The sequence below is a fragment of the Pontibacter sp. FD36 genome (assembly GCF_015686655.1).
Classification (GTDB): domain Bacteria; phylum Bacteroidota; class Bacteroidia; order Cytophagales; family Hymenobacteraceae; genus Pontibacter.
Genome location: NZ_JADPMP010000010.1, coordinates 44160 through 62147, shown reverse-complemented (window position 1 = coordinate 62147; position 17988 = coordinate 44160). Strand labels below are relative to the sequence as shown.

General features: G+C 49.7%; 18 protein-coding genes. 2 read left to right on the top strand and 16 right to left on the bottom strand.

Features of this window, described 5'->3' with window-relative positions; genetic code table 11:
- Positions 1–67 precede the first annotated feature (67 nt).
- Positions 68–454, bottom strand: a complete 387-nt coding sequence (apaG, locus tag I0P70_RS14965) for a Co2+/Mg2+ efflux protein ApaG (protein WP_007654728.1) — start codon at positions 452–454, stop codon at positions 68–70.
- A 99-nt stretch (positions 455–553) separates the two neighbouring features.
- Here apaG and ung point away from each other — a divergent pair, with 99 nt between their 5' ends.
- Positions 554–1216, top strand: coding sequence for a uracil-DNA glycosylase (ung, locus tag I0P70_RS14960; RefSeq protein WP_196119503.1), 663 nt, complete (start codon positions 554–556; stop codon positions 1214–1216).
- 214 nt (positions 1217–1430) lie between these two features.
- On the opposite strand, the gene I0P70_RS14955 is transcribed toward ung, so the two are convergent.
- The 3 genes from I0P70_RS14955 to I0P70_RS14945 are packed head-to-tail and all read right to left on the bottom strand — an operon-like array spanning position 1431 to position 3288.
- Complete coding sequence (locus tag I0P70_RS14955) at positions 1431–2204, bottom strand: outer membrane lipoprotein-sorting protein (RefSeq protein ID WP_196119501.1); 774 nt, start codon at positions 2202–2204, stop codon at positions 1431–1433.
- A gap of 38 nt (positions 2205–2242) precedes the next feature.
- The gene (locus tag I0P70_RS14950; protein ID WP_196119499.1) at positions 2243–2608 is read right to left on the bottom strand and encodes a DUF2200 domain-containing protein; all 366 of its coding nucleotides are present in this window, start codon (positions 2606–2608) and stop codon (positions 2243–2245) included.
- Positions 2609–2652: 44 nt separating this feature from the next.
- Complete coding sequence (locus tag I0P70_RS14945; protein WP_196119497.1) at positions 2653–3288, bottom strand: bifunctional 2-polyprenyl-6-hydroxyphenol methylase/3-demethylubiquinol 3-O-methyltransferase UbiG; 636 nt, start codon at positions 3286–3288, stop codon at positions 2653–2655.
- 574 nt (positions 3289–3862) lie between these two features.
- Here I0P70_RS14945 and ltrA point away from each other — a divergent pair.
- Entirely contained in the window at positions 3863–5179 is a 1317-nt protein-coding gene (gene ltrA, locus I0P70_RS14940) for a group II intron reverse transcriptase/maturase (protein ID WP_040574094.1), read from the top strand.
- A gap of 672 nt (positions 5180–5851) precedes the next feature.
- On the opposite strand, the gene lepB is transcribed toward ltrA, so the two are convergent.
- The 12 genes from lepB to I0P70_RS14880 all read right to left on the bottom strand — a co-directional run bounded on the left by lepB (position 5852) and on the right by I0P70_RS14880 (position 17885).
- Positions 5852–6952, bottom strand: coding sequence for a signal peptidase I (gene lepB, locus I0P70_RS14935; RefSeq protein WP_196119495.1), 1101 nt, complete (start codon positions 6950–6952; stop codon positions 5852–5854).
- 18 nt (positions 6953–6970) lie between these two features.
- Complete coding sequence (gene dapB / locus I0P70_RS14930; protein ID WP_196119493.1) at positions 6971–7687, bottom strand: 4-hydroxy-tetrahydrodipicolinate reductase; 717 nt, start codon at positions 7685–7687, stop codon at positions 6971–6973.
- Complete coding sequence (locus tag I0P70_RS14925) at positions 7684–8349, bottom strand: DUF5683 domain-containing protein (protein ID WP_230392221.1); 666 nt, start codon at positions 8347–8349, stop codon at positions 7684–7686. Before I0P70_RS14925 ends, dapB begins: the two co-directional genes overlap by 4 nt.
- 9 nt (positions 8350–8358) lie before the next feature.
- Positions 8359–9276: a ParB/RepB/Spo0J family partition protein gene (locus I0P70_RS14920; RefSeq protein ID WP_196119490.1), complete on the bottom strand. Its 918-nt coding sequence runs from the start codon at positions 9274–9276 to the stop codon at positions 8359–8361.
- 12 nt (positions 9277–9288) lie between these two features.
- On the bottom strand, positions 9289–10071 hold the full coding sequence (locus tag I0P70_RS14915) for a ParA family protein (RefSeq protein WP_007654714.1): 783 nt from the start codon (positions 10069–10071) through the stop codon (positions 9289–9291).
- A gap of 7 nt (positions 10072–10078) precedes the next feature.
- Positions 10079–10759, bottom strand: a complete 681-nt coding sequence (locus I0P70_RS14910) for a metal-dependent hydrolase (RefSeq protein WP_196119488.1) — start codon at positions 10757–10759, stop codon at positions 10079–10081.
- Positions 10760–11084: 325 nt separating this feature from the next.
- Positions 11085–11609: a YsnF/AvaK domain-containing protein gene (locus tag I0P70_RS14905; protein ID WP_196119486.1), complete on the bottom strand. Its 525-nt coding sequence runs from the start codon at positions 11607–11609 to the stop codon at positions 11085–11087.
- A gap of 181 nt (positions 11610–11790) precedes the next feature.
- Positions 11791–12624 carry a YsnF/AvaK domain-containing protein gene (locus I0P70_RS14900; RefSeq protein ID WP_196119484.1) on the bottom strand — a complete coding sequence of 278 codons (834 nt, stop codon included), beginning with the start codon at positions 12622–12624 and terminating at the stop codon, positions 11791–11793.
- Positions 12625–13183: 559 nt separating this feature from the next.
- On the bottom strand, positions 13184–13678 hold the full coding sequence (locus I0P70_RS14895) for a DUF6438 domain-containing protein (RefSeq protein ID WP_196119482.1): 495 nt from the start codon (positions 13676–13678) through the stop codon (positions 13184–13186).
- A 15-nt stretch (positions 13679–13693) separates the two neighbouring features.
- Positions 13694–14293 carry a hypothetical protein gene (locus I0P70_RS14890; protein ID WP_196119480.1) on the bottom strand — a complete coding sequence of 200 codons (600 nt, stop codon included), beginning with the start codon at positions 14291–14293 and terminating at the stop codon, positions 13694–13696.
- A 103-nt stretch (positions 14294–14396) separates the two neighbouring features.
- A complete protein-coding gene (gene yidC, locus I0P70_RS14885; protein WP_196119478.1) occupies positions 14397–16238 on the bottom strand; it encodes a membrane protein insertase YidC in 1842 nt (613 codons plus the stop codon).
- Positions 16239–16271: 33 nt separating this feature from the next.
- Positions 16272–17885, bottom strand: a complete 1614-nt coding sequence (locus tag I0P70_RS14880; RefSeq protein ID WP_196119476.1) for a CTP synthase — start codon at positions 17883–17885, stop codon at positions 16272–16274.
- Positions 17886–17988 lie beyond the last annotated feature (103 nt).

Here is a 17988-nt window from a genome sequence, read left to right as displayed (position 1 = left end):
GGTATAGCCGAATTTACGATTAATAGGTATAAATAATTTAACAATTCAGCAATTTAACCATCAGCAATCAATTCAACTTATAAGGTACGATAAGCGAAAACTCAGGTATGGTCACATGAAACTGTTTGCCGTCGACCATGCGCTCCATTAGGTAAGTGCCGCGCATTTTGCCCATACCTGTCTTCAGGTTGCAGCCTGACACGTACTCATGCGACTCGCCGGGCTCCAGCACAGGCTGCTGCCCTACTACACCCTCGCCTTCCACTTCACGCATAGTGCCAGTAGCGTCATGTATGTACCAGTGGCGGCGTAAAAGCTTGACTGTGAACTCACTGTTATTTTCTATACTGATCTTGTAAGCAAATACGAAGTGCTGCTGTACCGGACTGGAGTAATCGGGCAGGTAGTTGGTCGTAACCGTTACTTTTACTCCTTCTGTAGTTTTTGTATCCATGTTACAGAGTTTTTTGTATAATTAGAATCTGTTTCAGGTATTGCCTTCCGGGCCCCTGATACCTGTTACCAAGCAAACCCGATACCCCTACTGACTCTCATGAACGTAAAGATAGAAGAAAGCTGGCAAAATATCTTGCAAGAAGAATTTGAAAAACCCTATTTCAAAGACCTCGTGTCTTTTGTTAAAGACGAGTACACCTCTCAAAAAGTTTACCCGCCCGGTAACCAGATTTTCAATGCTTTCGAGCGATGTCCCTTCGATCAGGTAAAAGTAGTTATTTTAGGGCAGGACCCCTATCATGGTCCTAATCAGGCGAATGGATTGGCTTTTTCGGTGAAAGATGGTATTCGTATCCCGCCCTCGCTCGTCAACATCTTCAAAGAAATCAGAAGCGACCTCGGCAAGGACCTGCCAGCTACCGGTAATCTGGAGCGTTGGGCCGAGCAGGGCGTTTTATTACTAAACGCCACCCTCACAGTGCGTGCCGGCGATGCGGGATCTCACCAGAAAAAAGGCTGGGAAGAGTTCACCGATGCCGTTGTACGCAAAGTAAATGATCTGAAAGAAGGGGTGGTGTTTATGCTTTGGGGGGCCTATGCCCAGAAGAAAGGTGCTTTCATTGATGAACGCAAACACCTGGTACTCAAAGCAGCCCATCCGTCACCTTTCGCCGCCGACCGCGGTTTCTTCGGTACCCGCCACTTCAGCAAAGCCAACGAGTACTTAAAGACACAAGGCAAAGAGCCGATTGATTGGTAGTTGTCGTTAATTCCCGGTGCGCTTCATTAAGACAGCCAACCACACGTTGTCATCTCGACGATAGGATAGATCTGGATGGACTTTAATGCTCATACTCCAGATTTCTCCCTAGTGTCTAAATGACATTAAAGTATAAATAAAATAGGGGCCTAAAGCCCCTATTTACTTGATCACGAACGAGGACGTCCTATATCTTCGAATTGCTGCATGAATGTTATTGCTTCCAATTCGTCGTCGTGAATTGCGCCGGATCAAACCAGCTCGGGTCTACTTTTTCAGGAAAGGAAATATTAAAATATTCTTCACGCAGAAACAGCTGACCATTGTTTTTAAAGACGATCTCCGTCGCGACCATATTTCCCTCGATCTCCTGGTAATTGTTCATCTCCACATCGCGTGCGACGCCCTTGCTGTTCGTTAGAATACGCACGACGTAAAGATTCTCTTTATCTACCCAAAACTGATTACGGCTCTGGTCATTCGGGTCGGTAGTGCCCACTACGTAAGCAGCACGTCCCTGCCAGTTGGCTTCCGTAAACAGGCTCAGGTCGAAGTTGAGTTCCTGTGCCTTGCTGATGGTGGTGGCAGGCTCATAGAAATATACATCGAAACTCAGTAAAACGAGGGGGTGAATCGAATACTGCTTGTTCACCATCTGTCCTTCCTTAAAGGTATAAACAGTGTCCTGGTTGTAGACCACGCCGTTGCCAGTCTCAAAGCCATCGAAGCGGATGTGCAGATTTGCCGGATAACTGTAGATCTCCTGCCAGATTTCCTCACGACTCACCTGGTCATCTTTGTAGAAAATGGCCCGCTGGTCGAAGGCAAAGTTCGGGTACCATTTGTTTTCCCAGTGGCGGTACATGGCTTCAATCACTTGCTGACCGGTTTGGGGCTTACTGGCGGTGGTGTTCATCTTTTGAGTACAGGCTAGGGTGAGGAAGGGGAGGAGTAGGTAAAGGATGCGGGGGAGTTGGTTTTTTTTCACGGTTTTATTTATAGTTAGGTTATTTGGTATTCACTCTTTCAGACAGTTCGCAGGATTTTCTCCATTTTTTTACCTTTCGCCAGTTCGTCTACCAGCTTGTCTAAATACCGCACTTGTCTGGTAACAGGATTTTCAATTTCTTCGATGCGATAGCCGCAGATGGTGCCTGTTATAAGCTGCGCATTCGGGTTTAAGTTAGCGCGATTGAAAAATATTTCAAAGCTTACTTTCTCATCAATAAGTTCTTGAAGTTCCTGGTCGCCAAAACCCGTTAGCCAGCTTATCACTTGATGCAGTTCCACTTTCGTTCTGCCCTTCTTCTCTACTTTTGTGATGTAATGGGGATATACTGATGCAAATGTCAATTTTGCCATGCGCTCATCGTGCTCTGGTGTAGGCTTCATATCTTGTATCCTGATTGCTTGTTGTATAAGTAGTCTCTGGTTTTTTATGCTGCTTGTTTTCTGCAGGTTATAAGCCAGAATTTCTGGGAAGGCTTGTGTTCCGTATTCTTTGCCGGTTCTTCTACCTCCGTGGCATCAATCAATCCAAATGGGCCAAATTCCTGCTCCACTGAAGTCTGATCGTAATAGAAAAGGTTGACACCATGCTTGGTTTCAAACCTGTCCCTACTCAATTTCCTGCCCTCCCCGTAAGTAGGGGTATTTTTGGATATAGCCACAAAAACCATGTAGCCGTTTGGTCTGAGCTGGCAATAACAATCACGGATCAGCTTCTCCCTTTCTTTTGCATCCAGCAGATGGATTAAAGCATAGCAGAAAATACCATCATAGAACTTCTGGTCGAACGGCATATCGCTGACAGAGCCGTGGTATACCTGCATGCTTTCTCCAAAATGGCTTTTGGCTATAGCTATTGCAGTTTCTGATATTTCGATACCGGTTACGTTTAAACCATGGTCAGTAAAAAGCTTCGCATTTCTACCGTAGCCGAATCCTGGAATTAAGATATCTTTTAAGCCATGCTTCTGAAATAGTGCCAGTGTTGAAGCAGCAGCATCAGCAGGCTCAAATCCCCACATAGTCTGTTTGTCCCGAAAGCTCGATTCCCAGAATTCTGTCATGTTAGTAGAGTAATTGGATATGCAGTTGTTTGGTTATGGTTGTTGTAACGGACTTGGCCATAAGGCGGCGGAGCTGGCTTATGGGTGTGGTGTGCGCCCAGTATGGGCACCTGATACTAAAGGTATCATATTATTCCAGAGGGTGCAAGTCCCTTACAGGCGAGTTGGTGAAGCCTGTTAGCAAGCCGCAAGCTGGCTGGCCGTGAGGCGGCAGTGAAGAAAGCGGGACTGCAAAATCCGGTACTGACGGACAGAAACTGCATAAGAGGCAGGAAGTCGTGGGTAAACAAGCACCTCTTTGCAACGCCCCTGACCAACAAACGACTTTGTGTAGATGCAGCAGGAATCGGAGGAAGGAAGGTGCTCTTACCTGGGGAGGTCTCCCGGTGTCGTGAACATAGGGAGAAGTCAGCAGCGGTCGTAGTAGGTAGCGGCAACGAGCCGGGAAGAACCCGGAGGCCTCACAGGCTACTCAAGGACCAAACGTTAGGTTTTCCCAAATTCGGCAGGGAGGTTTTAGCCAGCCCTGCCTTAAGCGGGAGAAGAGATTATAAGTACTGTAGTACAAGCAGAGATGATAGAGAAGATACTCCACCGGGGCAACATGCTTAAAGCATACACACACGTTGTGGCCAACAAAGGTTCGGCGGGCGTGGACGGTATGCCCGTGGAGCAGCTGGCTGCGCACCTGAAACAAAACAGGGACGCCATCGCCACTGATATTTGCAACGGCAGGTACCTGCCTTCTCCTATCCTAGGAGTGGAAATACCCAAGGGCAACGGTAAGATTCGCCTGCTGGGCGTTCCCACCGTCACCGACCGGGTACTGCAACAAGCCGTGAATCAGGTGCTCACTCCGCTCTTTGAACTGGAGTTCAAAGAGCGCAGCTACGGCTTCCGCCCTAACCGCAGCGCCCACCAGGCCCTGCAGCAGGCGCACGGCTACATCCACGAAGGCTATCAGCACATCGTGGACATCGACCTTGCCAACTTCTTTGACGAGGTGGACCACTGCCTCTTGCTGCAACTGCTCTACCGGAAGGTAAAGTGCCCGCTGACCCTGCGCCTGATCCGCAAGTGGCTCCGGGCTCCCATTCTTATCAAAGGGAGACTGGTCAAGCGCCGGAAGGGCGTGCCGCAGGGAAGCCCGCTCTCGCCACTGCTCTCCAACATCACGCTCCACGAGCTGGACAAGGAGCTGGAGCGGCAACAGCTGCGCTACGTGCGCTATGCCGATGACTTCAGCGTCTACACCGAAAGTGAAGACACTGCCCGAAAGGTAGGCAACGCCGTGTTCCTGTTCCTGCGGGACAGGCTCAGGCTGCCTATCAACATGGAGAAGTCGGGTATCCGCAGGCCTGTGGATTTCCAAATGCTGGGCCACGGCTTTGTGCCCACCTACAGGAAAGGCGACAAGGGCCGCTACCAGCTGGTGGTGGCAAAGAAAGGGTGGGACAGGCTCAAGCAGAAGCTGAAGGCCATCACCCGCAAAACCACGCCTTGCTCTTTTGAGGAGCGTATCCGGGAACTGAAGGAGGCCCAAAGAGGCTGGGTCCACTACTTCCGCATGGCCAGTATCCAGGGCAAGCTCAAAGAAGTGGACAGCTGGATACGAAATCGGCTCCGGCACTGCATCTGGCACGACTGGAAAAAGCCCGAACGGAAAAGGAAGAACCTAATTCGGCTGGGTGTCCCGAAGGGTCAGGCTTATGCCTGGAGCAGAACCAGGAAAGGAGGCTGGGCGGTGGCTCAAAGCCCGATGCTGATCACAACGGTAACGGTGAAAAGGCTGGCTAAGAGAGGGTATGAATCATTGCTTGACTACTACAGGAAAGTAGCTCCACAACTTAACGAACCGCTGTATGCGAGACCCGCTTGTACAGTGGTGTGAGAGGCGCACCCCGTCAATTAATACTGGCGGGGCCGTCTACTCGATTAGGGAGCGTTTTGTTTTAGTTGTATCCTATCCAAGCTGCATATCCAATGAAAGTCACAACAGATGCTAGCATATAAATTATAGCTATTAAATAGAGACTATTTTTCTGTGTTTCCTTTAGAGAATTTAATCTGCTATAAATTTCATCGTATCCTGTTACCTTAAAATATCTGAGATAAAATAAAACAGCAAAAACTAGAATAGTCCCAACAATAATGTAGTATCGGTTTTCATAAAGTTGATTCTTAGCGAAAATCTGGCTGTTTTCCTGAATTATAAATAGTATCAAAGTTAAGTTACAGAGAACTATAAGAGTTAATAAGATTAAACCACTGATTCTATAATCATTTGGTTCTCTTCTCTTGTAAAAATTACAACAAGCAAGATAAAGAGTATCTAAAAATATCATTCTAGTTTATAATTTAATCGAAATACACCCTAACTACCTGCTATAAGGAGTACCTACTCCTACTAGCTGCACTATGTGTAGAGCTAGTCAGGCCTGAATGCAGAAGCTCCTTTATCAATATATCAAATATACAATATTTGCGTCCTCTCACTATACCCTAAAACAAAAAACCGCCAGCTCTTTTCAGAACCGGCGGTTTCATCTTGTATACCTATACCTTACTCGATCGTTTTAAACAATCGGCTCCATCTGATTTTATTGAGGAAGCTGCCGTATGGGTCGGTGGACATCCAGATCATCACAGCCTTGCCCACAATGTGGTCGGCGGGTACGAAGCCCCAGTAGCGGGAGTCAAGGGAATTGTGGCGATTGTCGCCCATCATAAAGTAATAGTCCTGCTTGAAGGTATAAGTTGTGGCTTCAGCACCATCCAGGTATAGCTTGCCGTCACGTACCTCAGCGTTTTCGTTACGCTCGTAACCCAGAATCACCTTTTCATAAAAAGGTAGCGTTTCAGTTGTAATAGCTACGGTTACGCCTTCTTTCGGGATATAAAGTGGACCGAAGTTGTCTTTGTTCCATTCGTATTTGCTTGGCACATGCGGGAATACCTCTGCATCGCCTTTACCTGCTTCGTCCATCAGGAGCGTTGCTTCTTTGATGAAATCAAGCTGAGCGAGAGCCTTGGCTTTCTCAGGAGAAGTATCTACAATATAACCGCCCTGCCACTGGATCACATCGGTAATGTCACGCTCCAGAAAGAACTTCTCTGCCAGGCGCTGCTCTGTAGAAAGGAAGTACTTATACTGCATTTTGTCCGGGTTCTCCGCCATCTGTCCGTTGATGTATACCTGCATGTCGCGGATCTCGATGGAGTCGCCGGCAATACCGATGCAACGCTTGATGTAATTGGTACGCAGGTCAGCTGGGTGATGCTCTTCTGGAGGATAGTTGAAAACAACTACGTCGTTTCGCTGTACCTCAGAAAAGCCTGGCAAGCGGTATGACTTCAGCTGAATCGCGTCGGAGTAGGAGGGGATGTTCGTACCCCAGATGGTCTGGTGCGTCAGTGGCACCTGCAGTGGGGTGATCGGGGTGCGCGGACCATAGTGCAGTTTGCTCACAAACAGGAAGTCTCCTACCAGCAGCGACTTCTCCATGGATGGTGTCGGGATGGTATAAGCCTCAAAAGTAGCCCAGCGGATTAAACTGGCCGCGATAACAGCAAATAAAATGGCATCGCCCCACTCACGCGCAAAGCTCTTTTTCTTTTTAGGCGCCTTGTTAGCGGGCTTCTTCTCCCAAAACTTAACTTTCATCTATAAAGCGTTTTGTTTCTACAGGTTGAGCATGTCCTTCATGCCGTACACACCTTGGCGGTCTTTGAGCCACTCGGCTGCCATCAAGGCGCCTTCGGCAAATCCGGCACGGCTATGGGCAATGTGGCCCAGTTCTATTTTGTCTACTTCCGATTCGTAGGTCACGATGTGGGTACCCACCACATCCGGCTCACGCTCCGAAATAATATTCAGCTTCGACTTATCCGAATCATCGTCAGCTGCCCAGCCTTGCAGGTCAGTGAAACTGGACAGTATACCTTCGGCTGTGGTTATACCGGTGCCGCTTGGTTTGTCGACCTTCTGGAGGTGGTGAATCTCCCGGATAGAGACACTGTATTCCTTATAGGCCTGCATTTTACTGGCAATATATTCGTTAAAATGGAAAAACAAATTAACGCCTACGCTATAATTCGAAGCATAGAAGAAAGCGCCATTGTTTTCCTGGCACAGCTGCACGGCTTCACTATACCTGTCCAGCCAGCCTGTAGAGCCTGAAACCACCGGTATACCTTGGGTCAGGCAGTAAGAAATATTGCCAAAGGCTGCTTCCGGATGGGTAAATTCAATGGCTACGTCCGTGTTATCAGGGGTGTAGCTGCTCAGCGTTTCGGCGTTGGTATGGTCAATGGTGCCAGCTATCTGGTAACCTTTGGCAAGGGCCATCTGCTCAATGGTTTTCCCCATTTTGCCATAGCCTATCAATAGGATTCTCATTTAGTTCGGGTATATAAAGTAAGGGTAAGACCGGGCGTAACGCCGTTGGTGGCAGGTGTGCGGAAAACATCGGGCTGCACACGCAGGCTCAGGTTATCGCTCACGTCAAATTCGCGCAGGTGGCCATGCACGTAGGCTTCTGCTATTTGCATGCCATAGGCCAGCACCGATATGATGATGGTCAGGTCACGGTTGCGGCGGTAAAAATCGCGGCTCACACGCAGGTTTTGAGTCCCGTTTCGCACATCAGCACCATATATAGGGTCATCGTAGTAGGCGTCGTATACCTGAATAAATTGGTTACTACGCCCTGTGCGTATATTCAGTGCCGTCCGGAAGTCCTGGTACTTGTTGTTGTTATCGATAATAAAGTAGCCCAGCACACCGCCAGTGGCATAAATGATGGGCACCTTCCACCAGGCACCGTTGTATACCTGACCTGCCCCGGGTATGACAGCCGAGAAAAGGGCGGCACGGCCAGGACGGCCCAGGTTTTTGAAACCGCTCAGGAAAAACTGCTTTTGCTGCGTGGTGTCAGCTTCGGAAGTTAGCACCAAAACCGAGTCCGGTCCGGATGTGACAACTTGCGCCCTGGCCTGCGACGGCAGCAGCTGCAAAAAGAGTAATGCCACAAATAATGCTATACCAGGCGCTAACCTCATGCTGTTCTCTTAGTAGTTCAGAATCTCCAATATACGGTTCAGCTCGTCCACCGATACAAACGGGATCTTAATCTCACCTTTGCCATCGTTGTTGGCTTTCACCAGGATCTTAGTGCCAAATTGCGAAGAAAGCTTTTTCTCAACTCCCTTCAACTCTTCATCATACCTGTTGAAGACCAGTTTTTGTTGCGGATCAGGCTTTTTACTGGCGTTCTGCACATTGCGTACCAGTTCTTCCACCTTGCGCACCGACAGTTCCTCCGCCACTACCTTACGGAAAATCTCCAACTGCTTGTCGATCGTGTCGATGTTGATCAGCGCTCTGGCGTGGCCCATGCTGATCACGTTGTCGCGGAGTGCGATCTGGATATCTGGCGGCAACTTGAGCAGGCGCAGGTAATTGGTCACGGTCGTGCGCTTCTTGCCCACGCGGTCGCCCAGTTCTTCCTGCTTCAGGCTGCACTCGGTAAGCAGACGCTGGTAGGAGAGGGCAATCTCGATGGCGTTCAGGTTTTCGCGCTGAATGTTCTCGATCAGGGCCATCTCCAGCATCTGCTGGTCATCGGCTTTGCGGATGTAAGCCGGGATTTCGGTCAAGCCAGCCATTTTGGCGGCCTGGTAGCGGCGCTCACCCGATATCAGCTGGAAGCTGTTCTGGTCAAGCTGACGAACGGTGATAGGCTGAATAATGCCCTGTATCCGGATAGACTCAGCCAGTTCTTCCAGCGCCGTCTGGTCAAAATGCGTACGGGGCTGGTAAGGGTTCGTCTGAATTTGATCAATAGCTATATCTGCGATGGTATTGACTTCGTTAACGGTGGTAGATTCGGCTGTTTTGCCAGTGTATTTGTTACCCTCCAGGAGAGAGCCAAGGCCTCTGCCAAGGCCTCCCTTGCGTGTTGGTACTGGTTTCTTGTTATCGGACATGTAATCGTAAGGTTATTTCGCCAGCGCAACGCTGTTCTTCTCTGCTATCTCACGGGCGAGGTTCAGGTAGCTCATGGCACCCTTGCTTTCTGCATCGTACAGAATGGCAGGTATACCATAACCCGGAGACTCGCTCAACTTCACATTTCTTGGGATGATCGTATCAAACACCATTTGCTGGAAGTGCGTTTTCACCTCTTCCACCACCTGGTTGCTCAGGCGCAGACGTACATCATACATCGTCAGCAGGATGCCCTCAATGGCCAGCTCCGTATTCAGGCGCGTCGTGATGATTTTGATCGTGTTGAGCAGTTTGCCCAAACCTTCCAGCGCAAAATACTCACACTGAACAGGTATCACCACTGAGTCGGCTGCCGTAAGCGAGTTTACCGTGATCAGGCCCAGTGAAGGCGAACAGTCGATAATGATGAAGTCGTACACCTCCTTGAGCGGAGCCAGTGCTTCGCGCATTCTCTCCTCCCTGTTCGGAATGTTGATCATCTCCACCTCAGCGCCCACCAGGTCGATGTGCGAAGGGATCAGATCCAGGGTCTCCAGGTTGGGCGATTTCAGGATGATGTCTTCTATATTCGCTTCCCCTACCATGCACTCGTAGATATTACTGCTGATGCTGGCCGGGTCGAAGCCGAGGCCCGATGTGGCGTTAGCCTGCGGGTCTGCGTCGACGAGTAATGTCTTAAATTCGAGGGCTGCCAGGCTCGCAGCCAGGTTTATGGCTGTGGTGGTCTTGCCTACGCCACCTTTTTGGTTTGCAACCGCTATTATTTTTCCCATCTAAAAATTATAGGTTTATAGTCTGACCTATCTCCATCAATATTAGTTCCTTGCCGGCCATCTGCGCCACTTCCTTCACTTCCTCATGGTCTATTTTGATATAAGGGAAGGTGTCGTAATGCATGCCGATCACCTTGTCTACCTGCACAAAGTCAGCTGCTACCAGGGCATCGTGGATGTCCATCGTGAAGTTATCACCAATCGGTAACAGGGCGAAGTCTACATCATACTGCTCCGGTATGAGCTTCATGTCGTAGGTAAGGGCCGTATCGCCGGCAAAATAAAATGTCTGATTCTCTGTTTCCACCACAAACCCGGCTGCTACTCCCGCATAAGTGCCATCTGGCAGGGAGCTGGAATGCACGGCGTTCACCATTTTCACGGTGCCAAACGGCAGGGTCACCTTGCCGCCGGTGTTCATCGGGTGGGTCTTCTCTATACCTTTCCCCTCATACCAGCTCGCGATCTCAAAATTGGCTACAATGGTGGCACCGTTATTTTTTGCGATGCGCTCCGCGTCATGCACGTGGTCCTGATGACCGTGCGAGAGCAGTATGTAATCAGCCTTGATGCTGTCCACGTCAATGTCTTTGGCCAGTTCGTTTGGCGAGATGAACGGGTCGAGTAGAATGCGGTGCTCACCGATTTTGAAAAGAAAGCAGGACTGTCCGTAATACGTTATTTCCATAGTTTGCATTTTTTAATCTGTTAGCCCGAATTGGGTATAGAACTTTTACAAAGATACAGTTTTTTGCGCAGAACGTATGATGTTCCACGCTCGGTGACGTATATTTTTATCCACGATTTCGGGGGTTATCCACATTCCGGAACAAGGTCCCTGCGAAGTGGCTAGCCTTAGGATATGTGCATTTTAGGGCTGTAAAAGCAAGCGGGTCCGGCAGCTTCATCAGCTGCCGGACCCGCTTGCTTCGGTGGTTCGTTTATATTACAACGCCCCGTGGAACTATTTATTTTGGCCAGACCCTGTTTTATACCTCATACCCGGGCAGGGTTCAGCCTTGCGGTTCGTTCGGATTGTTTCTTTTCCGCTCAACCCTGATCTCTTCCCGGCGCAGCTCCACGTGCTGTTTATCGTGCTCTTCAGTGCGCCGCTTGGTAACGTGTATCTCCTCTACCACCAGCAGGCGCTTCTCCACTACCAGCACTTCCTTCAGTACAGGTATGATCATCTTATCGCCCTCGTAGCGTACCGGCGGTGGGGGTGTGTCGACATACTGGTTTATTTCGACGCGTTCTATTTCCGCTTCCTCATGTATGATGGGCAGGTCCAGGTCAACATCCTCGCGGTGCACTTCCTTGGCAATGTGCACGTTGCCTGTCTCTCTGACTTCTGTGTCTACCCGCACCTGCTCTTCAATCACAGGTATCGTCTTGCTGTACTCAATGTCTACATCCAGGTTCTCCCGCTCATCCCGGCCATATTCGTCCTGAATGTCCCGCTCTTCCAGCGGGGTGGTGCGACTTTCGCGTAGCTTCTCGTCAAATTCTGATTTAAGTTTGTCTGATTTCTTGCTCATGGTTATGGGCTATATGTGTGAAGGGGAATACGCTTCTATCGGTTCAAATGTCTCAGATTGTACGGGCAGAGCAGGGGATGGTTCATCGCTTTGGGGCGGTTGTTTAGCTCTGCCCTTTCTGTAAAACAGCAAGAGGCAGCCACATGATGACTGCCTCTTGCCTTATCTACAAAACCTTTCCCTATATATTACGAGGGTTGCCGGGCTTGTTACCCGGGTTGCGAAGGTCTTTGTCTTTGTCTAATTTGTCAATGTCCACATCAGTCTTGCGTACGGTACCTCTTACAGTTTCGTTACGCTGCTCTGTGTGCTTGTTGATCTTCACTTCTTCCACTACGCGGGCCTCTTTGTTCACTACAGGCACCTCAGCGCGTTCTGTAATGTTGATTTCTCCTTCCTTGAAGTTCTGGAAGTCGCGGTCTGTTGCAGGGCGGTTTACTTTGTTACGCTCTACATCAACATGTTCCTCACGCAGACGCAGATGTTCTTCTACCGGACGCTCCACAATGCGGCTTCTCATGCGCACACCGCCACGCTCTACTTCACGTTTACCTACGTTCATACGCTCCTCCATAATCGGAATAGACTGGCTAGAGTCGCCTGTTCGCCCGGTATTGGTCTGGGCTGTGCCCTGTGGTGGTCTGGCTGTACCGGCCTGAGGGTTGTTTTGTGCCACATGCTCGTCTACATCCACTGCGCCACATGAGTCCAGTACTTCAGCGGCTTTCTCTGCCTGCTGGCGGGAATCGGCGTGTACCGTTACTACCCAACCTTTGCGGGCAGCCTGTGTATGTTTGTTTGCGTCGTCGTTCTGGCCAAACAAAGAGCCAAAGAAACCACTTACATTATCATTGTCTTTATCTCTGGTACTGCCTACTTGCCTCGCTGAAGCAGAGGCAGGATTCGCTATATCTACTTTATCACGGCCGATATGGTGCGTGCTTTCCAGCTTCTGCACCGCAGCCTGTGCGTCTATACCTTCTTTAAAAATGCCTATTACCGTTTGTCGTTCCATAGTTATGTGTGTGTTAAGTTTCATATTAAGAGTGCTTATGCCTTCCTGAAGGCCCGGGGACTCGACTACCCGGTTAATGTTTTATGTTAGTATGCTCAGTGGGAAATTTGTTCCCATTCTGTTCTTTAAAATCAAGGCCACAGCAGGACTTTACGCCTGCCGGTCAATTAGCACTCTTCCTGCAAAATATTCCAAAAAGAGCTTCCAGGTTTTGAAGCACAAGGTCGAGGATACTTTTTAATATAGTTAAATCTGAATTAACATTTCTCCTAGCCTGTTAAGCGAAAATTTCAAAATAATTTATATATAAATATTAATTTTCAAATAACCTGCTCTGTGTTGGCCCTTTGTTTTTTTACGGCCTCAGTTGGGATTGGTTATTGGTTTTTCAAAATTACAGGAAGGCTAAATCCTATATTTAAACCTAGTGTTATTCAGATGCAAGCACAGAAAATGGGGATAGTATCAGGAGAGACCACTATTGCGAAACAGTTTCGCTAGAAACAGGAGAGAGGAAGTTTGTAAAGGAAGCAGAGGTAGAATTCAGGATGATCGGGTCTTATCTTACGGGCAGTCTTCGCTTCGCCTCCTCATCCGCAAGACTCATGAGCAGGGTATGTAATCTCTCCTGGAAATCCAGCAAGGGCTTCGGGCCACCTTCTTCCTGTTGTACCCGCTTTATTTCTTTGCCCGCTTCATAGAAAGTGGTGATGGTGGAGGGCATGTCGCTCCAGTTGGTCAGGTACATGTCTTGCAGCGATGCATAGTTTAGCTTTGCTATGTCCTGGCGTATTCCGTCTAGTTGTTGGGGCGTGAGGGTGAAGGTAACTGTATCTGTAACGGGTACATGGCTATACCCGGTATAGCGTATGCTGCCATTCGCCAGAAAGGTAGCCTCATAAGAGGGGCAGGTGCCAAGACAGGGTGTCTTCTGGAAATGCAGCAGCGGAGTATCCGGCACCTGGGCACTACTTTTCTGAGCAGTACTGCAACTTGCTACCAGGATCAGTCCCAGTCCAAGACCTAATTTCAGCAGAGAGAGTAGTGTGTGCATGGCCATTAGTTATCCTTATTGCCCCTGAGGCAGTTTGCGAAACTTACCCTGTTCCAGTACATAGGCAGCTGGTTCGCAGTATGGGCAATCCACATAGTTGTGCGAAGAGTCCGGCGGGTTGACTATAAATATACGGCTGTCCGGGCTAAATTGTGCGCCTGTGCTGCTTTGCACCTTGTCAAGCACTTTCCCATCCTGCCGGTCCACCACGTAGTGCTCCTGGCAGGTAGTGCCGCAGCCAACGGTCACCACGGTATACTGGCCGGCAAAGTTTATACCTTGTTTCAGGCCTTCCTGCAAGGCTGAGCGGTACTTCCGGGCATCGGCATGGCTAGCTTCATCTAATGGAGCCAAGCGGCCCTGGTAAGTCTCCTGCACCCGAAATGCCTCGTCGCTCTGGTAAGCCTCCATACGCAGGCGGTAGCGCTGGTAAAGTTCCGGGTTCTCTTCTGATGTGATGGGCATGCGCACCGTGTCACGTTGCAGGTGCTCTTCCAGCTTCGGGTGTGTGCTGGCAATGGTCTTCTCTTCGGCTGTCTGTTGCTGACAGGCAGCTCCCAGTATGGCCACAAATGAAAGTGGCAGTAGGAGGTAGGGTAGTGTATTCTTTCGCATGTTTTTAATATAGGTATAGGGCTATACGCAAAGCAGCGAATATGGTCAACAAAAAAGCCCCGAACTGCTTCGGGGCTTCCTGTAAGGTATAGCACGTGAGTGCTTATTTCTTGAGTTTAGGGTTGTTTTTGCGCTGCTGCTCTTTGTCGGCTGCGGCACGCATGGCCTCCTGCATACGCTCTGTGAAAGACGGACCGCCTGATTTCTTCTTCTCCTTACGCTTGTCACGGTTCTCTTCCAGTTTCGCTCTGATCTTGCCTTCGTCCACAAACTTACGGATAAGGGCCTGCTGACCGAAGGTCACCATGTTTGATACGAAGTAGTAGAAAGAAAGGCCTGCCGGGAAAGAGTTCAGCACGAACATGAAGATGATCGGCATCAGGTAAGTGTACATCTTCATCGGACCCTGCATCGTGTTCATCTGGTTGTTAGACCACGTATAGAGGATCGTCGAAGCCGTCATGAGCAAGGTAAACATACTCACGTGGTCACCATAGAAAGGTATAGTGAACGGCAATCTGGCGAATACATCATAGGTTGACAAGTCATCTGCCCATAGGAAAGCCTCCTGACGCAACTCGATGGAGTTCGGGAAGAAGTTGAACATCGCAAACAGAATCGGAATCTGCAAGAGCATCGGGATACAACCGCTCAGCGGATTCACGCCCATTTCGCCATACAGCTTCATGGTCTCCATCTGCGTCTTCTGCATATCGCCGTCGTTACGCTCCTTAATGGCATCGATCTCCGGCTTTAGCACCTTCATTTTCGCCATCGACAGGAAGGACTTGTAGGTCAGCGGGAACAGGATCAGCTTGATGTACAGCACCAGCAGGATAATGATGATGCCGTAGTTGCCGATGTAGTTTTCGAGGAAGTCAAAAGCCGGGATGATGATCCACTTGTTCACCCACGAGAAAATGCCCCAGCCCAGGTCAAGGTTCTTGTTGAACTCGTTGCCCATGTGCTTCAGGATCTTGTAGTCGTTCGGGCCGAAGTAATAGGTAAACTCGCCTTTACCACTCAGCAGGTCAGCCGTCGGGATCAGGATCTGAGAGTTCAGGGTCTTTACTATAGAAGTATCAGCCGGGTTGGTCACCGCCTCCAGTTTAGCACCAGAGAAGGTATTGGCAGCGATAATACCGGCCGTGAAGAAGTTCTGCTTGTTAGCAACCCACTTCATCGGCTCCGTGATCGTCTCTGTTTCCGTCCCTTCTGAGATAGACAGGTAGTCGAAGCTTTCGTCCGCTGTGTAGTAATTGATGGTAGACTTGGCGCGGTTTTGCGTGATGTCTTTCTCCAGCTGCTTCAGGTTGTCGTTCCAGGTCATGGTCACGTTATCGCCGCTGATCTGGTTGTCAAGGCCTTTGAAATCCAGTTTGTAACCTACCTGAAAGCTATTGTCGAACAAGGTATAGATCTGATCAATGGTCTGGCCATTGCCCAGGTCAGCACGGTACGTGATGGTTTGAGCAGGAACTTCGCCAACGGTTACCGTCTGCGCTTCAGAAGGTGTGAAATACAGGTCTGACAGACGGATGTTCTTGCCATCGTTTGTGGTGAACTGCACATCGGTCTGGCTGCTTTCGCGGTCAAACAGTACCAGGGTGTTGCCTCTGTAGTCTTTGTAATTCTTAAGGACCACTTCCTCTACCTGGCCACCTTTGCTGTTGAAGGTCACCACCATGTTTTGGTTCTCAAGGGTGGTGGTACTGGCTTCACCGGTAGCGGCTGCACTGAAAGTGCCCAGCGCGGCGGCGCGGCGCACCTGTGCCAGCGAGTCGTCCTCGGCTACAGGAGCGGGTCCCGTCTGCACCTGCTCTACCTTGGCAGTCTGGTCAAATGCCGGAGTGTTGGCCTCTTCGTTCGTTCCCGAGAAGAAGAAGGAGTAAGCCAGCAGGAGCACGGCAATCAATCCAAAGCCAATAGCTTGATTTCTATCCATCTAATGAAAATAATAATGAGTGTTGGTTAATGCTTATTTAGATTTAGTGTAATTCATAGCCGCTTTGACAAACTTCACGAAAAGCGGATGCGGATTCAGGACGGTACTCTTCAGTTCCGGGTGGTACTGTGCCGCCACAAACCACGGGTGGTTCTGCAGCTCGATCACTTCTACCAGGCCTGTGTCCGGGTTTATACCGGTTGCCATCATACCAGCCTGCTCGTAATCGGCCAGGAACTTATTATTGAACTCGTAACGGTGACGGTGACGCTCCGAAATTTTGGACTTGCCATAAATAGAAAATGCTTTTGAGCCCTTCTTTAGTTCACAGGTATAAGCACCCAGTCGCATGGTGCCGCCCTTTTGTGTGATCTGCTTCTGGTCTTCCATCATGTCGATCACCGGGTATGGCGTGTTTGGATCCATCTCAGTAGAGGCGGCGCCCTCCAGTCCCAGCACGTTGCGGGCGAACTCCACGGCAGCACACTGCATGCCCAGGCAGATGCCCAGGAACGGTATACCTGCTTCCCTCACAAAGCGGATCGCCTCCAGTTTACCTTTAAAGCCACGCTCACCAAAGCCAGGAGCCACCAGCACACCGTCCATACCTTGCAGCAGGCCGGCTACGTTCTCATCGTTGATGTTCTCCGACTGGAACCACTTGATGCTCACTTTGCACTCGTTGGCGGCACCAGCATGAACGAATGATTCTACAATCGACTTGTAGGCATCCGGCAGCTCTACATACTTGCCTACCAGCCCTATTTTAACTTCAGCGGTAGGGTTTTTGAGTCGGCCCAGGAATTCTTTCCAGGTTTCGAGTTCCGGCTCACTTTTGTGTGGCAGCTTGAGTTTAGCGATCACGCGCTCGTCCAGCTTCTCCTTGCGCATCAGTAGCGGCACGTCGTATATCGTTTCCGCGTCGATTGACTCGATCACGGAGTTTTGCTTCACGTTACAGAACAAGGCAATCTTTTTGCGCAGGTCGGTAGGTATGTGGTGCTCTGAGCGGCAAACCAGGATGTCTGGCTGCACACCGGCCTCGGAGAGGTCACGCACCGAATGCTGTGTTGGTTTTGTCTTCAGTTCACCGGCTGCCTTCAAGTAGGGTACCAGCGTCAGGTGAATTACGCAGGTCTCGTTCACGCCCAATTCCCAGCGCAACTGACGCACGGCCTCAATAAACGGCAACGACTCAATATCACCCACGCAACCGCCGATCTCCGTGATCACGATGTCGTATTCACCGGACTCGCCTAAAAGGAGCATGCGGCGCTTGATCTCGTCTGTGATGTGGGGAATTACCTGTACTGTTTTGCCCAGATAGGCACCTTCACGCTCCTGCGTGATCACATTGTAGTAGATGCGGCCGGTGGTCACATTGTTTGCCTGCGAAGTAGGCACATTCAGGAAACGCTCGTAGTGGCCCAGGTCTAGGTCCGTCTCGGCGCCGTCTTCGGTCACGAAACATTCGCCATGCTCGTAGGGGTTGAGCGTGCCCGGGTCGATGTTGATATAAGGGTCGAATTTCTGGATTGTTACAGAGAAGCCCCTTGCCTGCAGCAACTTAGCAAGAGAAGCGGAGATGATACCTTTACCAAGAGAGGAGGTAACGCCTCCTGTAACAAAAATATATTTAGCAGCCATAAGTTAGGTTAAACTTTATGGGCTACAAAGGTACAAGATATATTTGATTTTGTGGCACGATGTCCCATTGTTCTGTCGATTGCATAGGATATCTTTCTTAACA